This is a genomic window from Amycolatopsis sp. PS_44_ISF1 (assembly GCF_032335455.1).
GTDB lineage: Bacteria > Actinomycetota > Actinomycetes > Mycobacteriales > Pseudonocardiaceae > Amycolatopsis.
The window spans coordinates 700,804-723,931 of sequence record NZ_JANUXO010000002.1; the positions used below are offsets into that span (position 1 = coordinate 700,804).

Genomic DNA, 23,128 nt, shown 5'->3' on the forward strand with positions numbered 1-23,128 from the left:
CCGCCGGCCCCGCACCGGCGCACCCGGCCGATCCGGGGCGTGGTTTAGGATCGGGGCCGTGAGCAAGCGCTTGGTTTGCCTGGGTGACTCGTTCACCGAGGGCGTCGGCGACGAGGACCCGGCCGCGCCGAACGGGGTGCGGGGCTGGGCCGACCGGGTGGCCGGGGTGCTGGGCGCGCGGGACCCGGAGTTCCGCTACGCCAACCTGGCCATCCGCGGCAAGCTGCTGTCGCAGGTGCTGGCCGAGCAGGTGGAGCCGGCGCTCGCGCTGAAACCGGACCTGGTCTCGCTGTATGCGGGCGGGAACGACCTGATGCGCCCGAAGGTGGACATCGACGCGCTGACCGACGCCTACGAGAGCGCCGTCGGGCGGTTGCGGGCCGGTGGCGCGCGGGTGGTGCTGTTCACCGGCGCCGACGGGGGCGGGGACGTGCTGTTCCGCACCATTCGCGGCCGCGTGGCGATCTACAACGAGCACGTCCGCGGCATCGCCGACCGGCACGACGCGCTGCTGGTGGACCTGTGGGCCATGCGGCAGCTGCGCGACCGGCGGCTGTGGGCCGCGGACCGGCTGCACCTGAACGGATCCGGCCACCACGAGATCGCCATCGAACTGCTGGACCGGCTCGGCGTCGACCACGGCCTGACCCCGGACCGGCTCGGCCCGCGGCCGGAGCTCAGCCCCCGGGAACGGCGCGCGGAAAACCTGCGCTGGGGCCGCGAGCACGCGATGCCGTGGGTGCAGCGCCGCCTGCGCGGCGAGTCCTCCGGCGACACCCTGAGCCCGAAGCGGCCGACCCTGGAACGGGTCGGCGCGGCCCTCTCGCCCCAGGGCTGACGGGAGCCCCACGGGCTTCGTCGAGCCACGGGCTGCTTTCGCCACCCGCGAAGCGGACCTGTCCAGTCCGGGCGGATCCGCTGCCTGACCGGGGCCTCGCCACGAGCACGGTCGAAAAGCTCAGTGGTGCGAGGCGGGCGGACGGAGACCGTCGAACAGGACCATGATGATCCGGTCGCGCAACGCCTCGTCCGCGCCCACGTGCTCGGCCGCCTTCGCGGTGCCGATGATCACCGGGACCAGCTCCCCCACCACCAGATCGGACCGCACCGCGCCGGCTCGCTGCGCGCGGCCCAGCAGCATGCCGAGCGCTTCGAACAGCCGTACGCCGATCTCGTGCCGGGCGAACTCCACGTGCACGCCGGCCGCGCTGAGGGCTTCGAAGTAGGCGGTCTTGGCGCTGGACATCTCCACCCAGCTGGTCAGGAACGAGAAGAACGCCGCGCCCGGGTCCGCGGAGTTCTGCGCGGCGACGGCCTCCGCCTCGTCGACGAAGCGGTGCAGCCGCTCGTGCAGGACCGCCTCGAGCAGCGCCTCCTTGGTCGGGAAGTGGCGGAACACCGTGCCCACGCCCACCCCGGCCTCGCGCGCGACCTCCTCGGTCGGCGCGCTGGTGCCCTTGGCCGCGAACACCGTCTCGGCGGCCTGGAGCACCTTGACCCGGTTCCGCCGGGCGTCGGCGCGCAGCGGTTTGGACTCCATCACGGTCCCCGATGGTAGCCGGACCCCGGACCCCGGACCCCGGTCCTCGGCCCACGGACCGCTCGACCTCCTTCGCGCCGCGCCCGGCCACGGCATCCGGGTGAGGGGGTGGCCGCCGGCCTGGACGATCATCCGGTCCGGCCAGGAGACTGGGAGAACCCGGCTTCCCCGTGCGCAGAAGGGCCATCCTCTTCATGAGCAATCCGAGCATCCTCGTCTCCGGCGCCAGCATCGCGGGCCCGGCCCTGGCCTACTGGCTCGGCCGGGCCGGGTGGGAGGTGACCGTCGTGGAGCGGTTCGACCGGCTCCGCGACGAAGGGCAGAACATCGATGTCCGCGGGGCCGGGCGCGAGGTGCTGCGCCGGATGGGGCTGGAGGAAGCCGTGCTCGCCGCCCACACGCGGGAGACCGGGATGGACTTCGTCGACGAGCAGGGGCAGCCGGTCGCGTCTTTCCCCGCCGGCACCGACGACAGCTCGGGCGGCACCGCCGAGGTGGAGATCCTGCGTGGCCGGCTGGGAGAGCTCCTCCACGATCTTTCCTCCCCCGGCGCCGATTACCGGTTCGGCGACCAGATCGCCGCCCTGCACGACGACGGGCACGGCGTGGACGTCGAGTTCCACCACGGCCCGGCGCGCCGCTTCGACGCGGTGGTCATCGCCGAAGGACTGCGCTCGCGCACCCGGTCGCTCCTCCTGGGCGACGCCGCGGTGCACGAACTCGGCCTCTACGTGGCCTACCTGACGATTCCGCGGACCGACACCGACGACACCTCGTGGCGGTGGCTGATCTGCGACCGCAGCCGGGCGGTGTGGCTGCGGCCGGACAACGTGGGCACCACCCGGGCCTCGCTCGGCCTGCACAGCGCGGTCCGCGGGCTCGACCGGCTCGACCGCGCGGCCCTCGTCACGGTGCTGCGCGCGACCTTCGCCGACGTGGGCTGGGAAACGCCGCGGATCCTCGACGCCCTCGACGACGCGCCGCTGTACTTCGAGGCGCTCGGCCAGGCCCGGTTCCCGCGCTGGAGCCAGGGCCGGATCGCGCTGCTCGGGGACGCGGCCTACTGCGCCTCGCCGATCAGCGGTCTGGGCACGACCCTGGCCCTCACCGGCGCCTACGTGCTCGCCGGCGAGCTCCTCGGCCACGCCGACCCGCGCGCCGGGTTCACCCGCTACGAGGAGCTCATGCGCCCGTTCGTCGAGCAGGCGCAGCAACTCGCGCCGGGCCATCCCGGCGAGCTCTACCCCGACACCGAGCAACAGCGAGCCGAGCTGTGGGACCGGCTCCGCACGCAGGCAGCCCAGGACGGCGACTGGGCCCACCCGCCGGCGGAAGCGCTGGACCTGCCCGACTACGCGATGACGGCGCGGTAAAGGCTGAGCCGCTGACCGGTGCGCGGCTTGTCCTGGAACCGCTGCGCGCCGGGTCCGCCGAAGAGATGCATCCGGTGCTCGCCGACCCGCGGCTGTACGCCTTCACCGCCGGCCGGTCCGTGAACAGCTGACTAGCACGGAGGAGTCGCCACGCTCTTCGCGCACGTCCACTCTGGTATCGAGGACGGTGGAGCGTGGTGGAAGCACCTTTCTGACGGGAGTAGCTGCTCGGAGCAGCTACTCCGCTGCGACGGTTGAAAGGGTGCCACCCGAATACCCCAGAACGTGGCTACTGAGCTGGGCCGGTGCTGGTCGGCCGTACACGGTCGTGCTGTCGCCGCCTGGTCGGAGAGCGCGCGGTAGAGCAAGGCCACCGACGGGTGCCGCCCCCGTGTTCTCGCCGGTCTTGACAGTCGGCTTCCGCCCGATCTCGGGCATCGGGGTTCCCTGGTCGCGCAACGCCTGGGCGAAGGTGAGCATGTCGTCGTCGGTGTCTTTCGGACGGCCGCCGTGGTGGCTTTTCGCCGCCGCCGCGGCCTGGTCCTCAAGGGTCTTCTCGCGGATGTAGTTGCGGTCGAGCCGGGCGGAGTTGGCCAGCACCGCGAACAGCATCGAACCGGCTCCGCGGGGGTCGTAGATCCCGATCAGGGGCCTGGTGAGCAGTTCGAGCTGGATCGCGGCCTCCAGGTCCGCGGCCAGGGTCATCAGCTCGGCGGAGTTGCGGGCGGGGCGCTTGTACTCGTGCACGGTGAAGATCACCGGCTGGTGCGGGGCGGCCTGCTTGATCTGGCGGGCCAGGGCGAGGGTTTTGTCGAATTCGGGACGCTGCTTGATGCGGCTGGGATCCTCGCTGCCGAAAGGATGGTTCTCGAAACTCGCACAACTGAACGTCTACGCAAGATTTCCGTCCGGTTTGGGCGCGGCGCATCGACGAGGTTGCCACTGTCGCCCGCCGGATCTGCAGGCAGCGCCGTTTCCGCACCGACGATACCGGGGAGTGAACATCGCGACCGGCAACGAACCGGGTGCCATCACCGCGGCCGCGATCGTGACCGGATGCGCCTGCAGGGGAGGCACTTGATGCGGCACTGCGTCAGGCGTTGGACCGTCCGGTTGCGCTCGACGTGGTTCAACAACTACCCCACCCCTTCACCTATTTGGCGGTTCAATCCTCCTCCTCCGCATCTTCATGACCGAAAGGGTCACGATCCGGGGGCGTGTTATTCGTGAATCGTAGCCTCCGGTGAATAAAGGGGAGGAACGAATGTCAGGTAATTCAAAGAGATACATGGCCCGTATCGCCATTGTCGCCGTGATGTGCGTGCCGGTGGGGCTGCTGGCGCCTGGGGCGAACGCTGCGCAGCCGGTGGCGCCGCAGAAGGTTTCGTACGAGGACGCCGTTCCCGGCATCGCGCCACCGGGCGTACCGCTGGTCAGCGGTATGCCCGAGCTGACACAGACGAGTCAGCCGGCGTTGGGCTGTACCCCGGAAACCTTCGGCGACAACCCGCATCTGTCCTCTACTCCGGGTGTCATCTCCGCCCACGGCTGGTGGAAACAGGGCGACTGCACCAATAATAAGGCGACCGTGGAGAACTGCCTGTACGAGTACTACACGGACGGAACCTGGCGGCGAAAAACATGCAACACCGCATCAGGTATTTTTCCCGGAGGCAGTAGTGCCAATAGGTCCGCGGCGAACCGGCCGTGCGACTCCACGGAGGCGATATCCTGGCGCAACCGAGTCGATGTCGATGTCGACGATGAGATCGACTCCTCCGGGACGATCGATCGCCAGGCCGACGTGAACTGTGCGATCACCGGGGAAGACCAGTAACGAGGGACGTGTTGGCACAGAACACAGCCACACCAGGGCTGGTACAGGGTTCCCGCGGCACGGCGGGAACCCTGTACGCCGCGATCTACGGTGGACTGACGCCCCGCCCCGACCGGGAACCGGTCACCGACCGTGACACCTACATCCAGTTCCACGACCGGGCACAGGCTATGGGCTGGCTCGACACTCTCTGGGACATGAATGACGCCGGCCGGGACCACCCCCTGGCCGCGCCAGGGTCGCCGCTGGTCGCCTGGTTCCAGGCTGGGGCCTGTCCGGTACCCGATTCCCGTTCCCTGCCGGTGCGGCCGTTTCTGAGCTGTGCCGGTGACGTCACGGCACGACTGGGTCAGCTGCGAATGCAGGCAGCGCAGGTACTGCTGCCAGTACAAAGCCTGGACATCTCAGCGCGTCCCGAGCATGCCCGGATGCCGTCACTGCAGGCGGCGGCATGGTTCGACGACGTGAGGTGCTGGACCACGGTGCATCTCACCGTGGACAGTGGCCAGGACCCGGTCATTCACCAGGCCGCGCACCGACTGCACCGAGGCCTGACCGAACTTGCCCGCGACGTCTTTCGCTGCGAGTCCCGGATCGAACTGGACCCTGTATCACCCCCGCTGCCCGATGGAGTCTGGTCCGGCCCGCCACGGCACCGGGCGAGTTTCCAGGGAACGCTGATCGAATGGTCGCTGGACGCCGTCGGCTGGCTCGGTGAGTTCATCGCCGACCTTGCCGCCCGCGAGAGTTCCGGCGTCCCGCTGCTGCTCACGGTGAGCCGTCCGACACCCGATCAGCAGAACATCACCCAGCAAGCGCACTAGCAACGCCACCACCTGCTCGGGCGCCGCCTCGGCCTCCGACGGCGTGAAGGCCTCTGCAAACTCCCTCGACGACGTCACCCGCTTGAACCACGGGCACGCGGTCCGATCGATCGCGGTCAACCCATCACCCTAAGGCGATCATCCACCCGAACAGCGCCAGTCTCAAGATCCACAACCGCCGGACCGCAGCGGTGGAGGTCCGGGAAAAGCGCTGAGATCCGGACGAGGAAAGATGTGACGATGCGTCCGCACATGCTTCACACTATCGAGTGACGCCCGTCACGAGAGGTGTGCGAAACATGGCTCCAGGCGACAACGAAGTCACCCAGGCCGTCGGGTCCTCCGCGGCTGAACGCCGGGTCCAGGTGCGGCGGGCGGCGCTGGCCGGCTCGATCGGCACGACGATCGAGTGGTACGACTTCTTTCTCTACAACACCGCCGCGGCACTGGTCTTCCCGCACCTGTTCTTCCCCGCCTCCACCGGTTACGCCGGGGTGATGCAGTCGTTCGCGACCTACGCGGTCGGGTTCGCGGCGCGGCCGGTGGGCGCGGCGATCTTCGGGCACTGGGGCGACCGGCTCGGGCGCAAGACCACGCTGATCGTCACGCTGCTGCTGATGGGCCTCTCCTCGGCCGTGGTCGGACTGCTGCCGGGGACGGCCTCGATCGGGTTCGCCGCGCCGTTGGTCCTGGTGCTGCTGCGGCTGGTGCAGGGCATCGCGATCGGCGGGGAGTGGAGCGGCTCGGTGCTGCTCGCGATGGAGTGGGGCGACCAGCGCCGCCGCGGGCTGCTGGCGAGTTTCGCGCAGGTCGGGGTGCCGGTGGGGCTGGTGCTGGGCACCGGCGGCATGACCCTGCTCTCGGCCCTGCTCTCCCCCGCGAGCTTCGCCGCGTGGGGCTGGCGGATCCCGTTCCTGCTGAGCCTGGTCCTGGTGGGCATCGGGCTGGTGATCCGGCTGCGGATCCTGGAGACGCCGATGTTCGCCGCCGTGGTGGCCGAGCGGAAGACCTCGCGCACCCCGGTGAAGGACGCGGTGCGCCACCACTGGCGCGAGATCCTGCTCTCGGCCGGGCTGCGGTTCAGCGAGCAGCTGCCGTTCTACCTGTTCACCAGTTACGTGCTGGTCTACGTGGTGCAGCGGCCGGGGTTCGGCAACACCTTCGTGCTCAACGCGGTGCTGGTCGGCGCCGCGGCCGAGCTGGCGCTGATCCCGGTGTTCTCCCAGCTGTCCGACCGGATCGGGCGCAAACGGGTCTACCTCACCGGTTCCGTGCTCACGGCCGTGATCGCGTTCCCGTACTTCACCGTGCTCAGCCACGGCGGGCCCGCGCTGATCTTCGTGGTCGTCATCGTTTCGCTGGTGCTGCACGCGATGCAGTACGGGCCGCAGGCCGCGCTGATCGGCGAGAGCTTCCCGACGCACCTGCGCTACGGCGGCGCGGGACTGGGCTACCAGCTGGCTTCGGTGTTCGCCGGTGGCCCGGCGCCGCTGCTGGCGACCTGGCTGCTGCACGAGACGGGCACGCCGTATTCGATCTCGATCTACATCGTGGCTTCGGCCGTGGTCACGGTCCTGTGCGGGCTCGCCCTGCCGGACCGGTCGAAGTCCGATATCGCCGATCCGAGCGTGTACGCTCGGTAGACCCGGTCCGGGAAACGAAAGCGGGGCCGCGCCGTGCCGGCGAGGCCCCGCTTCCCTGCTTTCAGCGCTGCTGCGGCGGAGGTCCGCCCTGCGGGCCGCCGAACGGGCCCTGCTGCGGGAACGGGCCGCTGCCGGGCTGGCCGCCGCCGAACTGCGCGGGCGGGCCCTGGTACGGGCCGCCGGGCGGGGCGGGCGGCTGCTGCGGCTGCGGGAGCGACTGCGGCCCCTGCTGCTGGCGCTGCTGGATGCCCGGCGGCGGGGACGAGGGCCGCGGCGCCGGGGCCGGGCGCTCGTCGCCGTCGGCGTCGACGTCGGCGGAGGTCGCCGGGGCCGGGGCCGCGGAGGCGGGCCCGATGGCCCGGCGCGGGTGCTCGGAGGAGCCGAGCGGGCCCGGGACCTCCTTGCGGGCCACGGCTTCCGCGGCGGCGACGGCCTCGGCGACCTTCGGGTCGCTGGAGGTGTCGAACCAGCCGGAGACCTCTTCGTCCTCGAGCTCGGGCCGCTGCGGGCTGTCGTCCTTCGGCGGCTCGTAGCGGAAGACGCCGTCGTCGCCGGGGGCGCCGAGCGCGCGGGCGAAGCCTTCGAGGGCCTTGCCGTAGTCGCTGGGGATCATCCAGACCTTGTTCGCGTCGCCCTGCGCGAGCTGTGGCAGGGTCTGCAGGTACTGGTAGGCGAGCACCTCGGGCGTCGGGCGGCCGGCCTTGATGGCGGCGAACACCTTCTCTATCGCCTTGGCCTGGCCCTGCGCCTGCAGGTAGCGGGCCGCGCGCTCACCCTGCGCGCGCAGGATGCGGGACTGCCGCTCGGCCTCGGCCGCGAGGATCGCGGCCTGCTTCTGGCCCTCCGCGGAGAGGATCTGGCTCTGCTTCTGGCCCTCGGCGGTCTTGATCGAGGACTCCCGCTGGCCTTCCGCGGTGAGGATCATCGCGCGCTTCTCACGGTCGGCGCGCATCTGCTTCTCCATCGAGTCCTGGATGGAGGCGGGCGGCTCGATCGCCTTCAGCTCGACGCGGGCGACGCGGATGCCCCAGCGGCCGGTGGCCTCGTCGAGCACCCCGCGCAGCTGCGTGTTGATCGCGTCGCGGGAGGTCAGCGTCTCCTCCAGGCTCATCCCGCCCACCACGTTGCGCAGCGTGGTGGTGGTGAGCTGCTCGACGCCGATGATGTAGTTCGAGATCTCGTAGACCGCGGCGCGCGAGTCGGTGACCTGGAAGTACACCACGGTGTCGATGTTCACCGTCAGGTTGTCCTCGGTGATCACCGGCTGCGGCGGGAAGGACACGACCTGCTCGCGCAGGTCGATGCGCGCGCGGACCTTGTCCAGGAACGGCACCAGGAACGTCAGGCCGGGCGAGGCGACCGTGCGGAACCGGCCGAGGCGCTCGATCACCGCCGACTGCGCCTGGGGCACCACCATGATCGCCTTGACCACCGTGGTGATGACGAACAGGGCCAGCAGTGCGACCACGACGATCGCTATTGTCGACAAGAGCGTTTCCCCTTACCTAGTGACATTTTCCTGGAACTTCCGTGGTCACGAGACGATGTCCACCAGTGCGGTGGCCCCCGAGATCTCGACGACGGTGACGCTGGTGCCGGGTGCGATGGGCGGCTGGGCCTCGTGCACGGCGCGGGCGGACCAGACCTCGCCGCCGATCTTCACCCGGCCGGCGTCGTAGTCCACTGTGGACACGACCACGGCCCGGGCGCCGACCAGCGCTTCGATGCCGGTGGGCGTGCGGGAGCCGGCGAGGAAGCGGCGCTTGAGCGCGGGGCGGGCGAGCAGGATCAGCCCGGCTGAGCTGACCGCGAACACGGCGACGTCGATGAGCGGGTTCCCGCTGATCGACGCGGATCCGGCGCCGAGCAGCGCGGCGACGCCCAGCATGACCAGGACGAAGTCGCCGGAAAGCACCTCGGCGATCATCAGGACGATGCCGATGATCAGCCAGATCAGAGCCGCTGCCATGCCCTCATGCTCTCAGATCGCACTGGTTCGCACCCGGCCAGTGACTCGACGTGACCGACGCGTGACCTTGGATGAACCGGACATATCCGGTCTACTCCGCGGGCTCGGTGACGAAGTCGATCAGCCGCTCCACGGCGCCGATGAGCGGCGTCTCCAGATCACGGAAACTGCCCACCGCGGCCAGCACCCGCTGCCAGCCCTCGTAGGTCTCGCCCCAGCCCAGAGCTTCGCAGATGCCGATCTTCCACTCGATGCCGCGCGGGATCACCGGCCAGGCGCGGATGCCGACGGCTTCGGGCTTCACGGCCTGCCAGATGTCGATGTACGGGTGGCCGGTCACCAGCACCTGCTCGTCCCGCACCTGCCCGACCAGCCGGGATTCCTTGCTCCCCGCGACCAGGTGGTCGACCAGCACGCCGAGCCGCCGTCCGGGGCCGGGGCCGAACTCGGCGATCCGGCCGGCGAGCACGTCGACGCCGTCCAGCGGCTCGACCACCACGCCCTCGACCCGCAGGTCGTGGCCCCAGACCCGTTCGACCAGCTCGGCGTCGTGCTTGCCCTCGACCCAGATCCGGGAGTCGCGGGCGACGCGGGCCTGCAGTCCGGCCACCTTGACCGAGCCGGACGCCGACACCCGTTTCGCCGGCGCCGCGGCCTTCCTGACCGGGACCAGGGTGACCGGTTTGCCCTCGAGCAGGAACGCGGCCGGACCGAGCGGGAACACCCGGTGGCGGCCGCGCGCGTCTTCGAGCACGACGTTGCCGTACTCGATCTTCACCACCGCGCCGCAGTAGCCGCTGGCCGGGTCCTCGACCACCAGGCCGGGCTCCGCCGGCACCTCGGGTACCTTCCGCTTCCGCGGGCCCGACAGCACGTCGTCATAGGAGTGGGAGCGCACGAAGGGGGAAACTAGCGGCGGCGAGGGGTGCGCGTCCCGCCGCCACGCCGGTCAGCGCGCCATCTCCAGGAGGGCTTCGGTGAACGGCGTGGGCGGGCCGGCCCGCAGCGGGGCCAGCGCCACGAGCGGGGCGAGTGCGGCGCACCAGGCGCGGAGGCGGCCGGGGTCGAGGTCTGGCAGGGCGGCCACGCCGTCTTCGAGGCTGCCGCCCGCGGCCATCGGCAGCAGCGCCCAGTCGACGGCGTCGAAGGCCGGGTCGCCCAGGCACGGCCGGGGGTCGATGGCAACGAGGCCGCGCCCGGGGCCGGCGTCGAGCACGTTGCCGGGGTGCAGGTCGCCGTGCAGGAGCACGGCCGGGCCGCCGGTGGAGAGGTCTTCGGCCCGGCTCCGGGCGTGGCGCAGCAGCTTCAGCGGCAGCCGGGACTCGGCGGCGGAGCCGAGCCGCCGCCGCTCGGCCAGCTCGAACATCAGCCCGATGCGGGTGGCCAGCGTGGGGAACGGGCCCGCGGCCGGCGCGCTGTGGAGCTGGGCGAGCAGTTCGGCCACCTCGGCCCAGGGCAGGTCGGCGCCCCGGCCGGTCAGCGGGGTGCCCGGTTCGAGACCTTCCAGTAGCAGGGCACCGGCCTCGAAGTCGGCTTCGACCACCTGCACCACGCGGGAGCGCCCGGCCCAGGTCTGCAGGGCGGTGGCCTCGGCCGCGGCGATCTCCTGGTCCGGGCAGAGCTTGAGGACCCGGCTCTCGCCCGCGGAGCCGCGGCACACCAGCGTGCGGCCGGTGTTGCCGGGCCGGGCCTCGAGCACGGTCAGGCCCCACCGCGCGGCGAGCCGGGCGACCAGCGCGGGCAGCTCGTCGCACCAGGGGCCGGCCCGCCGGCCGAAGCGGTCGATCAGGCGGGCGCGGGCCGCGTCGTCGAGAATCATCGGATCATCGGGAACAGCGGATCATCAGAACAGCGGCCAGGGGATGGCGCGCCAGTCGTCGCCGGGGGCGGGGAAGACGCCCTCGGCGAGCAGCGAGTCGGCGCGCTGGCCCAGTGCGCGGATCTCGAACGCGGTGAGGTGCTCGCCGAGGTCCGCGCCGAGCCGGCCGTCCAGCTCGGACCGCAGCCGGCGCAGCTTCTCGACCGTCTCCTCCGGCACGCGCTCACCGATCCAGCCCCACAGCACGGTCCGCAGCTTGGGGTCGGTGTGCAGGCAGATGCCGTGGTCCACGCCGTAGACCCGGCCGTCGGTGCCGGCCAGCAGGTGGCCGCCCTTGCGGTCGGTGTTGTTGACCACGATGTCGAGCACGGCCAGCTCGCGCAGGCCCGGGTGGTCGGCGTGGGTGAGGACGGCGGGGTCGCCGAGCCGGTCGTGGGCGTGCAACACGGTGCGCCAGCCGTCGGGGACGTCCTCGGGCGCGCAGACGTCGACGACCTCGTCTTCGCCGGTCTCGACCCACAGCTGGACCATGCCGGGGCCGAACGGGCCGTCGCGCAGCACGGTCGGCGGGATCGCGCCGAGGCCGGAGACGTCGGCCACCATCGCGGTGGCGACCTCGCGCCCGGCCAGCGTGCCGTCGGGGAAGTCCCACAGCGGCCGCTCCCCCGAGACCGGCTTGTACACCACCCGCCCGGTGACCCCGTTCAGCTCGATCGCGCAGAACAGGGTCACGTTGGAGGCGTCCACGAGCCGGCCCTCGACGTCGATGCGGCCGTGCGTGACGAATTCGCGGGCGCCGGGGTCGGCCGGTCCGGGTGGGCTGCTCGCCACGGGCGGCCTCTCAGTCCTCGGCCACGTCGACGTCGCGGCGGTAGCCGTTCTGCCGGGGGCAGATGTGCCCGGCCGCGTCGAGCGGCTCGGCGCACAGCGGGCAGGGCTTGCGGCCGGCGTTGACGACGCGGTCGGCCCGCTCGGAGAAGGCGCGCGCGGCGACCGGGGAGAGGAACACCCGCACGGCGTCCGGGCCCTCCTCGGTGTCGTCGAGCACCACGGTCTCGTCGACCTCGCCCTCGGTGATGGCGAGCAGTTCGACGACCACGGCGCCGGAGTCGGCGTCCCAGCCCAGGCCCATGGTGCCGACGCGGAACTCCTCCTCGACCGGCACGGTCAGGGGGGCCACGTCGACCTGGTCCTCGGGCACTTCGTCGGGGATGTCGGCGCCGAAGCGGCTGGCGACCTCCTCGAGCAGCGCGCTGAGGCGTTCGGCGAGGACGACCACCTGCTGTTTTTCGATCGTGACGCTGACCGTCCGGACGTCCTCCGACGCCTGGAGGTAGAACGTGCGATCTCCGGGCTCGCCGACGGTCCCGGCGACGAACCGGTCGGGCTTGCGGAAGACGTGGATTACGCGAGACATAGCAACCACGACCCTAGGCCACGGGGGCATGATCGGCATCCGCCGCCCCTGGTTGACCGGGATTCCGGCGCGGTCCGTGCGTGCGCGGCCACGCTGGGGATCGCCGATAGGCTCTCCTCGTGCCAGAAATCGCTTCTTACGGAACATGGACCTCTCCCGTTTCGGCGGCCGACGCGGCGGCGGCCGGGGGCGGGGCGTCCTGGCTCGGCCGGGTCGGCGACGAGCTGTGGTGGGCCGAGGCGCGCCCGGCCGAGGGCGGCCGGGTGTCGCTGGTGCGCCGCGGCGCCGGCGGTGAGGTCAGCGACGTGCTGCCGGCGCCGTGGAACGTCCGCAACCGGCTGCACGAGTACGGCGGCCGGCCGTGGGTGGCGGCCGGGGACACGGTGTTCTTCACCCATTGGGCCGATCAGCGGGTGTACGCCCACGACCTGGCCTCGGGGCGGACCACGGCGGTGACGCCGGAGCCGGCCTCGCCGCAGGGGGTCCGGTACGGCGATCTGCGGCCGGGGCCCGAAGGCGAGGTGTGGGCGGTGCGGGAGCGCAGCACCGGCCCGCGGCGGACCGACATCGAGCGTGAGCTGGTCGCCCTCTCCGTCCGGGGCCCCGAGCGGGTGCTGGCCGGCGGCCACCGGTTCTTCACCGCTCCGCAGCTGTCGCCGGACGGCGCGCACGCGGCCTGGCTGGCGTGGGACCACCCGGCGATGCCGTGGGACGGCACGGAGCTGTTCGTCGCGCCGGTCGCCGCGGACGGCACCTTCGGCGCGGCGCGCGTGCTGGCCGGGGCCGCCGACGTGGCGGTGTGCCAGCTCGAGTGGGAGTCGCCCGACCGGCTGCTCGCCCTGCTGGACCCGGACGGCTGGTGGAACCTGCACCGGATCGGGCTCGACGGCTCGGTGGTCAACCTCGCCCCGGTCGAGGCGGAGCTGGGCGGCCCGCTGTGGCGGCTCGGCCTGAGCTGGTTCGCCCCGCTCGGCGGTGGGCGGCACGCGGTGCTCAGCGGCGGCAGGCTGTCCGTGCTGGACGAGGGCGACCGCTCGGTGACGCCGGTCGAAGCGGTGGCCGGCGAGCTGACCAGCTGGTCCTCGTCGGGACTGGCCGTGCACGGAGGCTCGGTGACCGGCGTCGCGGCGGGCCCGCGGCGGGAGGGCGCGGTGGTGACCGTGGACCTGGCCGCCGGGACCTGGACCGAGCTGACCCCGCAGCCGGCGGACCGGCCCGGGGCGGGCTACCTGCCGGTGGCCGGGGAGCGGGTGTTCACCGCGGCCGGCGGCGCGCGGATCCCCGCGTTCGTGTTCCCGCCGTCGAACCCGGATTTCGTCGCCCCCGAAGGCGAGCGGCCGCCGTACCTGGTCCACGTGCACGGCGGCCCGACCGGGTCCGCCGGCTCCGCGCTGAACCTGGACTTCGCCTACTTCACCAGCCGCGGCATCGGCGTGGTCGCGGTGAACTACGGCGGCTCGACCGGCTACGGGCGGGCGTTCCGGGAGCGGCTGCGCGAGCAGTGGGGCGTGGTCGACGTCGAGGACTGCGTGGCGGTGGCCGAGGCCCTGGTGGCCGAAGGGATCGCCGACGGCGCGCGGCTGGCCGTCCGGGGCGGCAGCGCGGGCGGGTTCACCTCGGCCGCGTCGATCACCGGGACCACCACCTACGCGGCGGCCACGGTGCAGTTCCCGATCCTGGACCTGGCCACCTGGACCGGGGAGGGCGGCGAGACCCACGACTTCGAGTCGAAGTACCTGCACGGACTGGTCGGGCCGTACCCGCAGACCCTGCCGCGGTACCGGGAGCGCTCGCCGATGCACCGCGCGGGCTCACTGGCCGGGCCGGTGCTGTTCCTGCAGGGGCTGGAGGACGAGATCTGCCCGCCGGAGCAGGCCGACCGGTTCGTCGCCGCGCTGGCCGGCGGCGGCGTGGACCACGCTTACCTGCGGTTCGAGGGTGAGCAGCACGGGTTCCGCAAGGCCGAGACGATCGTCGCGGCGCTGGAGGCGGAGCTGTCGTTCTACGGGCAGGTGCTCGGGTTCGAAACTCCGGGCGTGCCGAAGCTGGAGCTGTCGCGGTGAGACCCGCGCGACTGCGCGCCGGGGACACGATCGCACTGGTCGCGCCGTCCGGCCCGGTGCCACCGGACCTGCTGGAGGCGGCGCTGCCGGTGCTGCGGGGCTGGGGCCTGAAGGTGCGGGTGGGCCCGGCGGTGTACTCGGCCGCGCCGGGCTACCTGTCGGCGCCGGACGCCGACCGCGCGGCGGAGTTCACCGAGGCGTGGCTGGACCCGGAGGTGAAGTGCGTGCTGGCCGCCCGCGGCGGTTACGGCGCGCAGCGGATGCTCGATCTGGTGGACTGGCCCGCCCTGCGCGCGGCCGGGCCCAAGGTACTGGCGGGCTCGAGCGACGTCACGGCGCTGCACCGGGCCGTGCACGTCCACTTGGGACTGGACACGGTGTTCTCGCCGATGCCGGCGAGCGTGCTGTTCGACGCGCCGGCCGCGGAGCACCTGCGGCGGACGCTGTTCGAGCCGGAGCACCACCGGGTGCTGCGGGCGGCCGAGCCGGACGTGCTGGTGCCGGGCCGGGCTTCCGGGGTGCTCGTCGGCGGGAACCTGTCGTTGCTGGCGGCCGGGGTCGGCACGGCGGAGCAGGGTTCGGCCCGCGACGGGATCGTGCTGCTGGAGGACGTGACCGAGAGCGTCTACCGGCTGGACCGGATGCTGACGCAACTGCTGCGCGCGGGCTGGTTCGACGGCGTGCGCGGGGTGGTGGCGGGCTCGTGGGCCGCGTGCGGCGATCCGGCGGAGATCCGGTCCCTGCTGCTGGAGCGGCTGGCGCCGCTGGCGGTGCCGATGCTCGGGGGCTTCGGGTTCGGGCACGTGGCGTCGGCACCGACGCTGCCGCTGGGGGCGCGGGCGTCGCTCGACGTGGAGCTGGGCACGCTGGCGCTGGACTCCCCCGCGCTGGCCTGACGCTCTACGGTGCGGGGATGCGACTGTCGAGTGAGGACTCCCGGGCCCGGTTCGCCGCCGCCCGCGTGGCGCGGCTGGCGACGGCGGGCGCGGACGGCGGGCCCCACCTGGTCCCGGTGACCTTCGCGGTGCACGGCGACACGGTGGTGTTCGCCGTGGACCACAAGCCCAAGTCGACCACGGCGCTGCGGCGCCTGGCCAACATCGCCGAGAACCCCGCGGTCTGCTTCCTGGCCGACGAGTACGCCGAGGACTGGTCGCGGCTGTGGTGGGTGCGCGCGGACGGCGTCGCCCGCGTCCTGGCCGAGGCGGACCGGGCCGAGCCGGTGCGGTGGCTGGCGGAGAAGTACCCGCAGTACGCCGAACACCCGCCGGAGCACGCGGTGGTGTCGACGGTGGTGCGCGCTTGGCGGGGGTGGTCGGCCTCCTGACCGGCGGCGGGTGTGGTCGGGCTCCGGTCCGGCCGCTCGCCCATGGGAACCGGGTCACCGCCGACGACCCCCACGCGGGCGAGCCGGAGGCCCGGCTCGCCCGGATCGGCCCGGTCCCCACCGCGGTGTCCACCCAGGATTCAGGCCCGCAGCTCCTGCCCGGCCCAGGTTTCGAACGGGGTCAGCGGGAGCCCCAGCTCCTTCGCGAACCGCGGGCGGGCGGGCTGGCCGATCACGTTCAGCCACTCGTGCGAAGCGCCCATCGGCGGCATCCCGGCGGCGACGGCCTCCCGCTCGGTCAGGTCCGGCGCGCGCAGCTCCCGGCCCAGGGCACCGGAGAGGACGGCGGCGATCTCGGTCATCGGCCGGTGGTCGCTCGCCAGTTCCAGCTCGACGCCGTCGAACCGGGCCGGGTCGGTGATCGCCGCGGCGGCGGCGCGGCCGATGTCGGCCACCGCGACCAGCGACACCCGGGTGTCCGGCTTGATCACGCTCACCAGGCCGCCTTCGACCCCGCGCGGGAACAGGAATCGCAGCGACGGCCGGAAGTTCTCCATGAAGAACGCCGGCTTGAGCAGCGTCCAGTGCGGGAAGCCGGCGGCCCGGACCCGGTCCTGGACCGCGGCCTTGGCGTTCAGCGTGCCCTCCATCGAAGCCCAGCGGCCTTCGGCCCAGCCGGGGGCCTCCACGTGCCGGCCGGCCCCGCTGACCGAGGTGTGCACGAACTGCGGGACGCCCGCGGCCTTCGCGGCTTCGACCAGGTTGACGCCCTGGGCCACTTCGCCGTGGAAATCGAAGCCGTCGCCGGTGAATGCGGGCATCTGCACCGAGAACACGGCGCGGGCCCCGTTCGCCGCGCGGGTCACGGATTCGCGGTCGTGCAGGTCGCCGGTGGCCAGCTCGGCGCCGAGCGCCGCCACCGCCCCGGCCCGGGCGGGATCGCGGACCAGGGCGCGGACGGGGATGCCGGCGGCGAGCAGCGCCCGTGCGGTGGCCCCGCCCTGACGGCCGGTGGCGCCGGTGACGAGGACGGGCGCGGATTCTGGGGACATGGGTGCTCCTCGGGTGACGGCCGGGCGTGGGCAGCCCGGCCGGTGGGTGATCGGTGGCGGGAGACGGCTGCGGCGGTCCCCGCACCTAAATGGCGGGGTCCACCGTTTCGCTTGAGCTACCATACGGTGGGGCCCGCCACTTAGCCAACCCGGGGAGCAGATCGTGCCTGACCACCAGCGCGCCGACGCCCGGCGCAACTACGCGCGCATCCTGGCCGTGGCCGAAGCGGAGGTCGCCGTGCACGGGGCCGGGGCTTCGCTGGAGCAGATCGCCCGGACGGCCGGGGTCGGCTCGGCCACGGTGCGGCGTCACTTCCCCACCCGCCGGGCGCTGGTGGAGGCGGTTTCCCGGACGCGGATCGAAGCCCTGTGCGCGCGAGCCGACGAGCTGGCCGGCCGGGACGACAGCCGCGCGGCGTTACTGGAATGGCTGGGTGAGGTGGTCGCCTATTGCGTTTCGGCGCGGGGCCTGGCCGCCGCCCTGGCCTACGACGGCGTCGAGCCCGAATCGGTGCACGAGAATTCCTGTTCGAGGGCGCTGGACGAGGCGGCCGGGCCGGTGCTGAACCGGGCTCAGCGGGACGGGGCGGTGGCGCCCGGGGTCACGGTCTCGGACCTGACCACGCTGGCCGTCGGCGTGGTGCTGGCCACCGAGCACCATCCCGATCCGGCCGCGCGGGCGGACCGGCTGTTCTCGCTGGCCGTGGCCGGGCTGAGCCCGCCACCGGCCGGGGGCGGGTGACCGCCGGGTCTGCGGCGAGGACGGCCGAAGCCGGGCTCCGGGCCGACGGCCGGTTCCGGCCACCGGCATCCATCACCGGGGCCGGGCCGGGTGGGTCGCGGGGCTCAGTGCCGGGTGGATCGCGTGGCGCAGTGCTCGATGGATCGCGGGGGGCTCAGTCGGCCGCGGGGGCCGGGGTCCGGCTGGGCAGGAACTCCTCGTCCGGCTTGCGCCAGGCGGCGATCAGGCCGAGCGGGTCCGGGCGCAGCAGCGACGCGGCGGCGTAGAGGCTGACCAGCACGACCACGGCGATGAACCACCAGTCGTAGAGGGCCTGCTCCCCGGTCGGGTAGTAGACGAGGGTGACGAACACCGAGACGGCGACCACCACCGAGAGGTGCCGTCGCTGCCAGCCGAAGGCCGAAAGCAGGACGAAGCCCCAGGTCAGGTACCACGGCAGGGTGGGCGGCATGAGAATGGCGACGGCCAGCATGGTGATCGCGGCCCGGTAGACGGCCTCTCGGCCGCCGCCGCGGGCGAGCCACCACTGGCGGACGCCGAAGACGCCCAGGCCGATCATGGCGATGGCGCGGGTGACCGTGACGAACGGCGAGGGCTGCACGTCCGCGACCAGGTGCACCAGGTTGTACACGGCTTCGCCGATGCCGGTCGGGAAGTTGAGCCAGTTCGCGATCAGCTGCGGGGCCTTGAGACCGGACCACCAACCGAGGTTGAGCGAGCCGAGCGAGACCCAGGTGCCGAGGGCGAACACCGGCAGGAACAGCCCGACGGACGCGGCACCGGCCTTGAGGAAGTTCTTCGCCTTCGACTCGCCGGGCAGGTGCGCGGCCCACATCCAGACCAGGAAGGGCAGCGCGACCGCGGCGGTCGGCTTGATCAGCATGCCGACGGTGATCAGCAGGACCGCGACCACGTACCGGCGTTCGAGCGCGGCCACGACGCCGATGGTGAGGAAGCCCAGCATCATCAGGTCGTTGTGCGGGCCGCCGAAGAGGTGGATGACCATCATCGGGCTGGCCACCGCGAGCCACAGCGCCACCGGCAGCTTGCCGCCGAGGTGCTTGACCAGCCGGGGCAGCGCCCACAGCGTCATGCCGAGCCCGATCAGCAGGACCAGCCGGGTCAGGATCACCCCGGCGATCGTGTTGTCCTGCGTGAGGGCCACGATCCACTTGGAGATGAGCAGGAAGAGCGGCCCGTACGGGGCGGGGGTGGTCTGCCAGAGCGGGTGCACGTTCTGCACCACGTTGGGCAGCACGTGCAGTTCGGCCGGGCCGTTGGCGTACGGGTCGAGGCCGTAGAGCAGCTGGGCGCCCTGACCGAGGTAGGAGAAGACGTCCCGGGTGAACAGCGGCGGCGAGACCAGCAGCGGGGCCATCCAGCACAGCGCGGCGACCAGGATGGGGCGGCTGCCGATGCGGCCGGCCAGCACGTAGCGGCCGAGCCGGACCCAGGCCCAGACGACCAGGCCGAAACCGGTGTAGAGCAGCGCGTTGGCCAGGGCGCGGCCGTGGCCGTAGCGGATCCACGACAGCGGCCCGTGCCCGAGGACCGGGTCCCGGATGAGGATGCCGCCCGCGCCGAGGGCGGCGAGCATGAGCAGCGTGGTGCCGATGGTGCCCATCGCGATGGTCCGGTACGGGAACCTGGTGGGCACGAGGAGCCGCTCGTCCAGCGGGCGGGCCGCGGGCGGTTGCGCAGAGTCGGTGGTGGTCGCCATTTCGATCCAGGAGATTACCGGGTGGGGTTTCGGCACACCGCCCGGGCTCTGCTCGGGACGGGTGTTCGTTCAGGTGTTCGTCCAGGTCATCGTTCCGGTCGTTGCTCGGGTGGTTACTCGCTGCGGGCGGGAGGGGGCTTTTCCGCTCCGGGTGGCGGAAAGGTCCGGTTTCAGGGCCGGGTGGCGGCGCGCTGGGCGGTGCCGCCGGGCAGCGCGGCCAGCAGCGACCTGGTGTACTCGTGCCGGGGTTCGAGCAGGACCTGTTCGACGGTACCGGTCTCGACCAGCTTCCCGTGGTACATCACGGCGACGCGGTCGGCGATGTTCCAGGCCAGCCCCAGGTCGTGGGTGATGACCAGGCCGGCCAGCCCGAGTTCGCGGCGCAGCCGCAGCAGCAGGCCCAGGATCTCGCCGCGCACGGAGGCGTCGAGCGAGGCCACCGGCTCGTCGGCGACCACGACCGAGGGGCTCAGCGCGAGGGCGCCGGCGATGACGACGCGCTGGCGCTGGCCGCCGGAGAGCTCGTGCGGGAGCCGGTCGAAGAACTTCTCCGGCGGGCGCAGCTCCGCCGCCTCCAGGGCGCGGGTGACGATGGCGCGTTCGCCGGGCCGGCCGTGGATGCGGGGGCCCTCGGCCACCGCTTCGTACACGGTGTGCGCGGGGTTGAGCGCGCTCGTGGGGTCCTGCAGCACGAGCTGGACTTGGCGGCGGTAGGCGCGCAGTCCTTCGCCGCCGGAAGGGATGGGCTTGCCGTCGTAGCGGACCGCGCCGGAGGTGGGCTTCTGGAGGCCGAGCAGCGTGCGGGCGAGGGTGGTCTTGCCGGAGCCGGACTGGCCGACCAGCGCGACGATCTCGTCGCGGTGCACGGTGAGGTCGACCCCGGCCACGGCGTCGATGGGCTTACCGGTGCGGTCGCGGAAGCTGACGTGCAGGTCCTCGGCTTCCAGCAGGGGCGGCGCGTCCCGGCCGGCGCGGCCGGCCGGTTCGGGCGGCAGCGGGGTGCTGGTGGCCGGGGCGAAGCGGGACACCGGGTCGCCGACGGTGGGGAACGCGGCGGCGAGCGCGCGGGTGTGCTCGTGGCGGGGCGAGGCCATCAGCTCGGCGCCGGGCCGCTGCTCGACCACCTGCCCGTCGTACATCACCGCGATGCGGCGGCAGGTGGCGGCGAGCACGGACAGGTCGTGGCTGATCATGACCAGCCCGATGTCCTGCTCGGCGACCAGCCGGGACATCAGGTCGAGGACCTGGGCCTGCACGATCACGTCGAGCGCGGTGGTGGGCTCGTCGGCGATCACCAGCCGGGGCGAGCAGGCCAGCGCCATCGCGATCATCACGCGCTGCTTCTGCCCGCCGGACAGTTCGTGCGGGTACGCGCCGGCGCGGGAGCGGGGCAGGCCCACCTGGTCGAGCAGGTCCGCGACCCGGGCCCGGACCCGGTCCTCGGCCGGGGCCTTGCCGCCCTCGGGCGGGTGCAGCCGGATCGGCTCGGCGATCTGCTCGCCGACGCGGTGCACCGGGTTGAGCGCGTGCATGGCCCCCTGGAACACCACCGACGCCTCGGCCCAGCGGACCGCGCGCAGCCGGCCCCAGCGCATCCCGGTGACGTCTTCGCCGTCGAGCAGGATCTCGCCGGTGACCCGGGCGGTGCGCGGCAGCAGCCGCAGCACGCTCATGGCCACCGTGGACTTGCCGGAGCCGGACTCCCCCGCGATGCCGAGGGTGTCGCCGGGGTCCAGGCGCAGGTCGACCCCGCGCACGGCGGGCACCTCGCCGCTGCCGGTGCGGTAGGTGACGCCGAGGTTCCGGAGTTCGAGCAGGGCGGTCACGGGCGTTGTCCTTTGAGCCTCGGGTTCAGCACCGTCTCCAGCCCGCGGCCGACCAGGGTGAAGAACAACACGACGAGCACGATCGCGATGCCCGGCGGGAGCAGGTTCCACCAGGCCCCGCGGCTGACGGCGCCGTTGTTGAGCGCGGTCTCCAGCATCGCGCCCCAGGAGACGGAGCTGGGGTCGCCGACGCCGAGGAACGACAGGGTCGCGTCGGCGATGATCGAGTTGCCCACGACCAGGGTGGTGTTGGCCAGCACGAGCGGCATCACGCCGGGCAGCACGTGCCGGCCGACCACGTGCCGGTGGCCGCCGCCGAGGGCGCGGGAGCGCTCGATGTACGGGCGGCTTTCGATGGTGAGGGTCTGGGCGCGGACCAGCCGGGCGGTGCTGGGCCACGCGGTCAGCCCGATGGCCACGATGATCGTCCACACGCCCTGGGGCAGCACCGCGGACAGCGCGATGGCGAGGACCAGGGAAGGGAGCACGAGGAAGAAGTCGGTGAAGCGCAGCAGCACGGTGGAGACCCAGCCGCCGAAGTGCGCGGCGGTGACCCCGATGACGGTGCCGATCAGCACGCTGAGCACGGTGGCGGCGAAGCCGACGAGCAGCGAGATCCGGGTGCCCCACAGGGTCATCAGCAGCACGGAGCGGCCGTCGATGTCGGTGCCGAGCCAGAACCGCCCGTCCGGCGGGCTGAGCGGGTGACCGGTGGCCTGGGTGACGTCGAGGCCGCCGGCGTCGCTGAGCACCGGCAGCAGCAGCGCCAGCAGGACGGTGAGGGCGAGCAGGACCAGGCCGGTGAGCGCGGCCTTCTGCGCGGCGAACTCGTGCCAGGTGCGGGCGACGCCGGCGCGGCGGCGGCGCCAGGCGATGGCGCGGGCGCTCTCGGCGCTCTCGGTGCTGGGGGTGGGTTCGGCGTTTTCGCTGGGTGCCGGCGTGGTCATGCGGTCCGCACCCTCGGGTCGAGCACGCGGTAGAGCAGCTCCGCGAGCAGGTTCATCACCACGACGGCGCCGGCCAGCACCACGAACACGCCCTGCAGCACCGGCAGGTCCGGGCCGTGCAGCGCGTCGTAGGTCAGCTGGCCGAGGCCGGGCCAGCTGAACACCGCCTCCACCGTGACGGCGCCGGAGACGACCATGCCGAACTGCATGAACACCAGGGTCACGGTGGGCAGCAGCGCGTTCGGCACGGCGTGGTGGCGGCGGACGAGGTCGTCGCGCAGGCCCTTGGCGCGGGCGGTGGTGAGGTAATCGGAGTTCATCTCCCCCAGCAGCGAGGACCGCATCACCAGCATGTACTGGGCGTAGAACACCGCGAGCAGCGTGACGCAGGGCAGCACCAGGTGGTGCAGTACGTCGAGGCCCTGGGCGAAGAACCCGGGCCCGGCGTCCGGGGAGTGCATGCCGCGGCTGGGGAACACCCCGTCGGTGACGACCAGCAGCAGCAGGCCGAGCCAGAACTGCGGGACCGACCACAGGGTGAGCGCGAGGCCGGTCTGGGCGCGGTCGAAGAAGCTGTCGCGCCGCCACGCGGCCCGGATGCCGAGCCACAGGCCGAGCGCGACGGCGAGCACGGTCGCGCTGCCGACCAGCAGCACGGTGGGCCAGAGCCGTTCGCCGATCATGTCGAGGACCGGGCGGCGCTCGATGTAGGAGGTGCCGAAGTCGCCGCGGAACAGTCCGGTGAAGTAGCGGCCGAACTGGGCCGGGACCGGCTGGTCGAGGCCGAGCTGCCGGCGCAGCTCGGCGATCTGGGCGGGATCGGTGGGCCGGTCCCGGGCCATGAAGGCGACCGGGTCGCCGGGCAGCAGCCGGAACAGGAAGAACCCGAGCACGACGACCAGCACGAGGCTGGCGGCGGCTTCGGCGATCTTGGTGAGGACGAACCGCAGGGTGCCGGTGCCGCCCCGGCGTTCGCCGGGGTCGGCGAGGGCCGCGGCCCGGTCGGAGGTGAAGGCCTGGGACAAGGGG

The 23,128-nt window shown here is 72.6% G+C and carries 22 protein-coding genes; 9 read left to right on the plus strand and 13 right to left on the minus strand.

Features of this window, described 5'->3' with window-relative positions:
• Positions 1 to 58 precede the first annotated feature (58 nt).
• On the plus strand, positions 59 to 838 hold the full coding sequence (locus tag NYF13_RS17995; RefSeq protein WP_315658254.1) for an SGNH/GDSL hydrolase family protein: 780 nt from the start codon (positions 59 to 61) through the stop codon (positions 836 to 838).
• Between the two features lie 120 nt (positions 839 to 958).
• Here the strand turns inward: NYF13_RS17995 and NYF13_RS18000 are convergent, their stop codons facing one another.
• Positions 959 to 1,543 carry a TetR/AcrR family transcriptional regulator gene (locus NYF13_RS18000; RefSeq protein ID WP_315658255.1) on the minus strand — a complete coding sequence of 195 codons (585 nt, stop codon included), beginning with the start codon at positions 1,541 to 1,543 and terminating at the stop codon, positions 959 to 961.
• A gap of 191 nt (positions 1,544 to 1,734) precedes the next feature.
• On the opposite strand from NYF13_RS18000, the gene NYF13_RS18005 reads away from it, so the two are divergent.
• On the plus strand, positions 1,735 to 2,913 hold the full coding sequence (locus tag NYF13_RS18005; protein WP_315658256.1) for an FAD-dependent monooxygenase: 1,179 nt from the start codon (positions 1,735 to 1,737) through the stop codon (positions 2,911 to 2,913).
• Positions 2,914 to 3,150: 237 nt separating this feature from the next.
• On the opposite strand, the gene NYF13_RS18010 is transcribed toward NYF13_RS18005, so the two are convergent.
• The gene (locus NYF13_RS18010; RefSeq protein ID WP_315660355.1) at positions 3,151 to 3,747 is read right to left on the minus strand and encodes a recombinase family protein; all 597 of its coding nucleotides are present in this window, start codon (positions 3,745 to 3,747) and stop codon (positions 3,151 to 3,153) included.
• A gap of 454 nt (positions 3,748 to 4,201) precedes the next feature.
• Here NYF13_RS18010 and NYF13_RS18015 point away from each other — a divergent pair, with 454 nt between their 5' ends.
• The 3 genes from NYF13_RS18015 (at position 4,202) to NYF13_RS18025 (ending at position 7,217) form a co-directional block, all read left to right on the plus strand.
• A complete protein-coding gene (locus tag NYF13_RS18015; protein WP_315658257.1) occupies positions 4,202 to 4,750 on the plus strand; it encodes a hypothetical protein in 549 nt (182 codons plus the stop codon).
• A gap of 8 nt (positions 4,751 to 4,758) precedes the next feature.
• Complete coding sequence (locus NYF13_RS18020) at positions 4,759 to 5,574, plus strand: hypothetical protein (protein WP_315658258.1); 816 nt, start codon at positions 4,759 to 4,761, stop codon at positions 5,572 to 5,574.
• 299 nt (positions 5,575 to 5,873) lie between these two features.
• On the plus strand, positions 5,874 to 7,217 hold the full coding sequence (locus tag NYF13_RS18025; protein ID WP_315658259.1) for an MFS transporter: 1,344 nt from the start codon (positions 5,874 to 5,876) through the stop codon (positions 7,215 to 7,217).
• A 61-nt stretch (positions 7,218 to 7,278) separates the two neighbouring features.
• Here the strand turns inward: NYF13_RS18025 and NYF13_RS18030 are convergent, their stop codons facing one another.
• The 6 genes from NYF13_RS18030 to NYF13_RS18055 form a co-directional block, all read right to left on the minus strand.
• Positions 7,279 to 8,634, minus strand: coding sequence for an SPFH domain-containing protein (locus NYF13_RS18030; RefSeq protein WP_396287690.1), 1,356 nt, complete (start codon positions 8,632 to 8,634; stop codon positions 7,279 to 7,281).
• A gap of 117 nt (positions 8,635 to 8,751) precedes the next feature.
• Positions 8,752 to 9,186: an NfeD family protein gene (locus tag NYF13_RS18035; protein ID WP_315658260.1), complete on the minus strand. Its 435-nt coding sequence runs from the start codon at positions 9,184 to 9,186 to the stop codon at positions 8,752 to 8,754.
• Between the two features lie 91 nt (positions 9,187 to 9,277).
• On the minus strand, positions 9,278 to 10,084 hold the full coding sequence (locus NYF13_RS18040; RefSeq protein WP_315658261.1) for a DUF3097 domain-containing protein: 807 nt from the start codon (positions 10,082 to 10,084) through the stop codon (positions 9,278 to 9,280).
• A gap of 51 nt (positions 10,085 to 10,135) precedes the next feature.
• Entirely contained in the window at positions 10,136 to 11,005 is an 870-nt protein-coding gene (locus NYF13_RS18045) for an aminoglycoside phosphotransferase family protein (RefSeq protein WP_315658262.1), read from the minus strand.
• Positions 11,006 to 11,029: 24 nt separating this feature from the next.
• The gene (locus NYF13_RS18050; protein WP_315658263.1) at positions 11,030 to 11,836 is read right to left on the minus strand and encodes an SCO1664 family protein; all 807 of its coding nucleotides are present in this window, start codon (positions 11,834 to 11,836) and stop codon (positions 11,030 to 11,032) included.
• Between the two features lie 10 nt (positions 11,837 to 11,846).
• The gene (locus NYF13_RS18055; protein ID WP_315658264.1) at positions 11,847 to 12,422 is read right to left on the minus strand and encodes a DUF3090 domain-containing protein; all 576 of its coding nucleotides are present in this window, start codon (positions 12,420 to 12,422) and stop codon (positions 11,847 to 11,849) included.
• 119 nt (positions 12,423 to 12,541) lie between these two features.
• Between NYF13_RS18055 and NYF13_RS18060 the strand changes: the two genes are divergently transcribed.
• Genes NYF13_RS18060 through NYF13_RS18070 form a run of 3 tightly spaced genes read left to right on the plus strand, consistent with a single transcriptional unit; the run spans position 12,542 to position 15,812 of the window.
• Positions 12,542 to 14,485, plus strand: a complete 1,944-nt coding sequence (locus NYF13_RS18060) for a prolyl oligopeptidase family serine peptidase (protein WP_315658265.1) — start codon at positions 12,542 to 12,544, stop codon at positions 14,483 to 14,485.
• On the plus strand, positions 14,482 to 15,381 hold the full coding sequence (locus NYF13_RS18065; RefSeq protein ID WP_315658267.1) for an LD-carboxypeptidase: 900 nt from the start codon (positions 14,482 to 14,484) through the stop codon (positions 15,379 to 15,381). The genes NYF13_RS18060 and NYF13_RS18065 overlap by 4 nt, the downstream gene beginning before the upstream one ends.
• Before the next feature lie 17 nt (positions 15,382 to 15,398).
• A complete protein-coding gene (locus NYF13_RS18070) occupies positions 15,399 to 15,812 on the plus strand; it encodes a TIGR03668 family PPOX class F420-dependent oxidoreductase (RefSeq protein ID WP_315658268.1) in 414 nt (137 codons plus the stop codon).
• 140 nt (positions 15,813 to 15,952) lie between these two features.
• On the opposite strand, the gene NYF13_RS18075 is transcribed toward NYF13_RS18070, so the two are convergent.
• Positions 15,953 to 16,864: an NmrA family NAD(P)-binding protein gene (locus tag NYF13_RS18075; protein ID WP_315658269.1), complete on the minus strand. Its 912-nt coding sequence runs from the start codon at positions 16,862 to 16,864 to the stop codon at positions 15,953 to 15,955.
• A 163-nt stretch (positions 16,865 to 17,027) separates the two neighbouring features.
• Between NYF13_RS18075 and NYF13_RS18080 the strand changes: the two genes are divergently transcribed.
• Positions 17,028 to 17,606 (plus strand): helix-turn-helix domain-containing protein, encoded by a 579-nt coding sequence (locus NYF13_RS18080; protein ID WP_315658271.1) that lies wholly within the window; start codon positions 17,028 to 17,030, stop codon positions 17,604 to 17,606.
• 154 nt (positions 17,607 to 17,760) lie between these two features.
• Here NYF13_RS18080 and mptB read toward each other — a convergent pair whose 3' ends face one another.
• From mptB to NYF13_RS18100, 4 genes are all read right to left on the minus strand, one after another.
• Entirely contained in the window at positions 17,761 to 19,326 is a 1,566-nt protein-coding gene (gene mptB, locus NYF13_RS18085; protein ID WP_315658272.1) for a polyprenol phosphomannose-dependent alpha 1,6 mannosyltransferase MptB, read from the minus strand.
• Positions 19,327 to 19,496: 170 nt separating this feature from the next.
• Positions 19,497 to 21,152, minus strand: coding sequence for an ABC transporter ATP-binding protein (locus NYF13_RS18090; protein ID WP_315658273.1), 1,656 nt, complete (start codon positions 21,150 to 21,152; stop codon positions 19,497 to 19,499).
• Positions 21,149 to 22,099 carry an ABC transporter permease gene (locus NYF13_RS18095; protein ID WP_315658274.1) on the minus strand — a complete coding sequence of 317 codons (951 nt, stop codon included), beginning with the start codon at positions 22,097 to 22,099 and terminating at the stop codon, positions 21,149 to 21,151. Before NYF13_RS18095 ends, NYF13_RS18090 begins: the two co-directional genes overlap by 4 nt.
• Complete coding sequence (locus NYF13_RS18100) at positions 22,096 to 23,124, minus strand: ABC transporter permease (RefSeq protein WP_315658275.1); 1,029 nt, start codon at positions 23,122 to 23,124, stop codon at positions 22,096 to 22,098. The genes NYF13_RS18095 and NYF13_RS18100 overlap by 4 nt, the downstream gene beginning before the upstream one ends.
• Between the last annotated feature and the right edge of the window lie 4 nt (positions 23,125 to 23,128).